Raw genomic sequence first — 3,675 nt, 5'->3', positions numbered from 1 at the left:
AATCCACCCCGAAATGGGCAGCTACGGCATCGGCGTCTCCCGCCTCACCGGCGCGATCATCGAAGCCAGCCACGACGATGCCGGCATCATCTGGCCCGACGCCGTCGCCCCGTTCCGCGCCGCCATCCTCAACCTCCGCCAGGGTGACGCCACCACCGATGCACTCTGCGAACACCTCTACGCCCACCTCGGCGACGCCGCCCTCTACGACGATCGCCCCGCCCGCGCCGGTGAAAAATTCGCCGATGCCGATCTGATGGGCCACCCCTGGCAACTGATCGTCGGCCCGCGCGGTGCCGCCACCGGCCAGGTCGAGCTCAAGCGCCGCCGCACCGGCGAACGCGCCGAGCTTTCGCTCACCGACGCGCTCGCCAAAGTGCTGGCTTGATGTTCAACGCCTTCGAACGCCGGATCGCCTTCCGCTACCTGCGCGCCCGCAAGGGCGAGCGCTTCGTCTCGATCATCGCGATCTTCTCCCTGATCGGCATCGCCCTCGGCGTCGCCACGCTGATCATCGTGATGAGCGTGATGAACGGCTTCCGCCAGGAACTCCTCGCGCAAATCCTCGGCCTCAACGGCGACATCGGCGTGTTCGGCGCCGGCACCAACATCACCCAATACGATGCCGCCGCCGGCAAGCTGATGAAAATCCCCGGCGTCATCAGCGCCATCCCGATCGTCCAGGGCGAGGTTCTAATGACCGGCCCGCACGGCGGTGCGATCGGCGGCGTCGCCCGCGGTATCCAGCCCAGCGGCCTCGCCGACCTCAAAACCGTCTCGCATCACATCATCGCCGGCACGCTGAACGGCTTCGCCGGCAACGATGTCGCCATCGGCGCCGGCGTCGGCACCCAGCTCGGCATTCCGCTCGATAGCACCATCACTTTGGTCCTGCCCCAGGGCAACGCCACCATCATCGGCACCATCCCCCGCATCGAGAGTTTCCACGTCACCGCGATCTTTCAGACCGGCATGGCGCAATATGATTCAAGCTTCGTCTTCCTGCCGCTCAAAGCCGCGCAAACCCTGTTCCGCGCGCCCGACGCCGCCACCCAGATCCAGCTCTTCGTCAAAAACCCCGATGCGGACGGCCCGATCAAAGCCGCCATCCCGCAAACCCTCGCCCCCACCCCGGTCAACGTGGTCGACTGGCAGGACAGCAACAACGCCTTCTTCGCCGCCGTCAATGTCGAACGCAACGTGATGTTCCTCATCCTCACCCTGATCATCATCGTTGCGGTGTTCAACGTCGTCTCCTCGATGATCATGATGGTGAAGGACAAAACCGCCGACATCGCGATCCTGCGCACCATGGGTGCCTCGTCCGGGTCGGTGCTGCGCATCTTCTTCATGGTCGGCGCCTCGGTCGGCGTGCTCGGCACCCTCATCGGCTTCGCCCTCGGCGTCGTCTTCTGCGCCTATATCGAAAACATCCGAATGTTCATCCAGAACCTCACCGGCACCCAGCTGTTCAACCCCACGGTCTATTACCTCGAATCCCTCCCCGCGCAGCTCGAATGGAGCCAGGTCACCGAAGTGGTCATCCTCGCGATCGCGCTCTCCTTCGCCGCCACCATCTACCCGAGCTGGCGCGCCGCCCGTACCGACCCGGTGGAGGCGCTCCGCCATGAGTGACATCCTCACGATCGCAAACATCACCCGCACCTTCGGCAGTGGTGACGACCAGCTCCACATCCTGCGCGGCGCCGACCTCACCCTGCGCGCCGGCGAAATCACCGCCCTGGTCGCCCCCTCCGGCGCCGGCAAATCCACCCTGCTGCACCTCGCCGGCCTGCTCGAACACGCCGATTCCGGCTCCATCCGCATCGGCGGCATCGACACGGTGCGTCTGTCGGATTCCGAACGCACCCGCCTGCGCCGCGACGAAATCGGCTTCGTCTACCAATCCCATCATCTGCTCGCCGAATTCACCGCGCTCGAAAACGTCGCCATCCCGCAAATGATCGCCGGCAAATCCCGCGCCGACGCCGAAACCCGCGCAGCCACCCTGCTCGCCGTCTTCGGCCTGACCAACCGTGCCGATCACCTGCCGGGCAAACTCTCCGGCGGCGAGCGCCAGCGCGTCGCCATCGCCCGCGCCATGGCCAACGCGCCCAAACTCCTGCTCGCCGACGAACCCACCGGCAATCTCGACGTCGCCACCGCCGACATCGTGTTCGACGAATTGCTCCGCGTCGTGCGCAGCCAACACATCGCCGCGCTGATCGCCACCCACAACCCCGACCTCGCCGCCCGCATGGACCGTATCGTCACCCTGCGCGACGGTCTGCTGGTCGCATCCTGAACCACGGAGGAAAACCGATGGCCACACTCGACCGCAGCGCCGCCATGGTGCTCGACATGATCCGCCTCTCCGGCGCGCCCGCCACCAACACCCTCACCCCCGAACAGGCGCGAACCGCCTACCGCGCCGCCCGCGCCGCGCTCAGCCCCGAACCACCCCCGCTCACCGACATCCGCGACCTCGCCGCCCCGGGCCGCAACGGCGCCATCCCGCTCCGCCGCTACCGTGACGGCGCCAATCCCGCCCCGCGCGCCGGCATGGTCTATTACCACGGCGGCGGCTGGGTGATCGGCGATCTCGACACGCATGACGTCGTCTGCCGCCAGATCGCCCAGCGCACCGGCGCCATCGTCGTCGCGGTCGATTACCGCATGGGCCCCGAACATAAATTCCCCGCCGCGGTAGAAGATGCGATCGACGCCACCGCCTGGATCGCCGCCAACGCCGCCGATCTCGGCATCGACCCCCACCGCCTCGCCATCGCCGGCGACAGCGCCGGCGGCAACCTCGCCGCCGTGGTCGCAATCGACGCGCGCGACAATCACGGCCCCGCCCTCGCCCTGCAAGCCCTGATCTACCCCTCGATCGCAATGTCCATGACCTCCCCGAGCCAGGTGGAATTCGCCGAAGGCTACGGCCTGACCCACGAGACCATGATCTATTTCCGCACCCACTACCTGCGCGGTCCGGACGACATGCAGGATTGGCGCGCCGCGCCGATCCGCGCCGCCCACCATGAAAACCTGCCCCCCGCCCTGATCATCACCGCCGGCTTCGATCCGCTGCGCGACGAAGGCGAGGACTACGCCACCACCCTGGTCAAATCCGGCGTCCCGGTCACCCTCCGCCGCTTCCCCGGCCAGATCCACGGTTTCATCACCATGGGCCGCGTCATCCCCGAAGCGACCGAGGCGATCAACGAAATCGCCAATGCGATGGCCGCCCGTGGCCTCTGAACCCAAGCCGCGCATCCGCTGGCGCGCCCTGATCTTCCGTGGCTACGACATCGCGGTCGATGCGGTGATCATCGGCGTCATCCCGCTGATGCTGATCGCCCTCGGCTTTGCCTTCGTCGAAGCCATCATCACCACCATCCACCTCTTCCCCCAGCTCCGCCCCTCGAATGTCGATGAGTTCGAGCTGCGCACCCTGGTCGAACGCATCCTCGACGTCGTCATCCTGATCGAGCTGTTCAACACCTTCATGGACTACGCCCGCACCCGCCGCATCCGCCTCTCGACCCTGCTCGACGTCACCATCGTGTTCTCCCTGCGCGAAATCCTGATCAAACTCTACGCCCAGAAATTCTCCTCGCGTGATCTCGTGGCGCTGTGCATCCTGGTGATCGTCCTGGTGATCGCCCGGAGCAT

5 protein-coding genes are annotated in these 3,675 nt (G+C 66.4%); all 5 read left to right on the top strand.

Features of this window, described 5'->3' with window-relative positions; translation table 11 throughout:
* On the top strand, window positions 1-388 hold a 388-nt coding region (locus ACP5E6_RS01700; RefSeq protein WP_427950813.1), incomplete at its 5' end, for a His/Gly/Thr/Pro-type tRNA ligase C-terminal domain-containing protein.
* Window positions 388-1,635 carry a lipoprotein-releasing ABC transporter permease subunit gene (locus ACP5E6_RS01695; RefSeq protein ID WP_427950810.1) on the top strand — a complete coding sequence of 416 codons (1,248 nt, stop codon included), beginning with the start codon at window positions 388-390 and terminating at the stop codon, window positions 1,633-1,635. The genes ACP5E6_RS01700 and ACP5E6_RS01695, both read left to right, overlap by 1 nt.
* Window positions 1,628-2,305 (top strand): ABC transporter ATP-binding protein, encoded by a 678-nt coding sequence (locus ACP5E6_RS01690; protein WP_427950807.1) that lies wholly within the window; start codon window positions 1,628-1,630, stop codon window positions 2,303-2,305. The genes ACP5E6_RS01695 and ACP5E6_RS01690 overlap by 8 nt, the downstream gene beginning before the upstream one ends.
* A gap of 17 nt (window positions 2,306-2,322) precedes the next feature.
* The gene (locus tag ACP5E6_RS01685; protein ID WP_427950804.1) at window positions 2,323-3,261 is read left to right on the top strand and encodes an alpha/beta hydrolase; all 939 of its coding nucleotides are present in this window, start codon (window positions 2,323-2,325) and stop codon (window positions 3,259-3,261) included.
* Window positions 3,251-3,675: phosphate-starvation-inducible PsiE family protein (locus tag ACP5E6_RS01680; protein ID WP_427950801.1), on the top strand; the 425-nt coding region annotated here is incomplete at its 3' end. The genes ACP5E6_RS01685 and ACP5E6_RS01680, both read left to right, overlap by 11 nt.

This window comes from Acidiphilium sp. (assembly GCF_049977125.1).
In the GTDB taxonomy this organism is placed as follows: Bacteria; Pseudomonadota; Alphaproteobacteria; order Acetobacterales; family Acetobacteraceae; genus Acidiphilium.
Note: the sequence above shows the minus strand (reverse complement) of the source record. Positions and strands in the feature narration are given on the sequence as shown.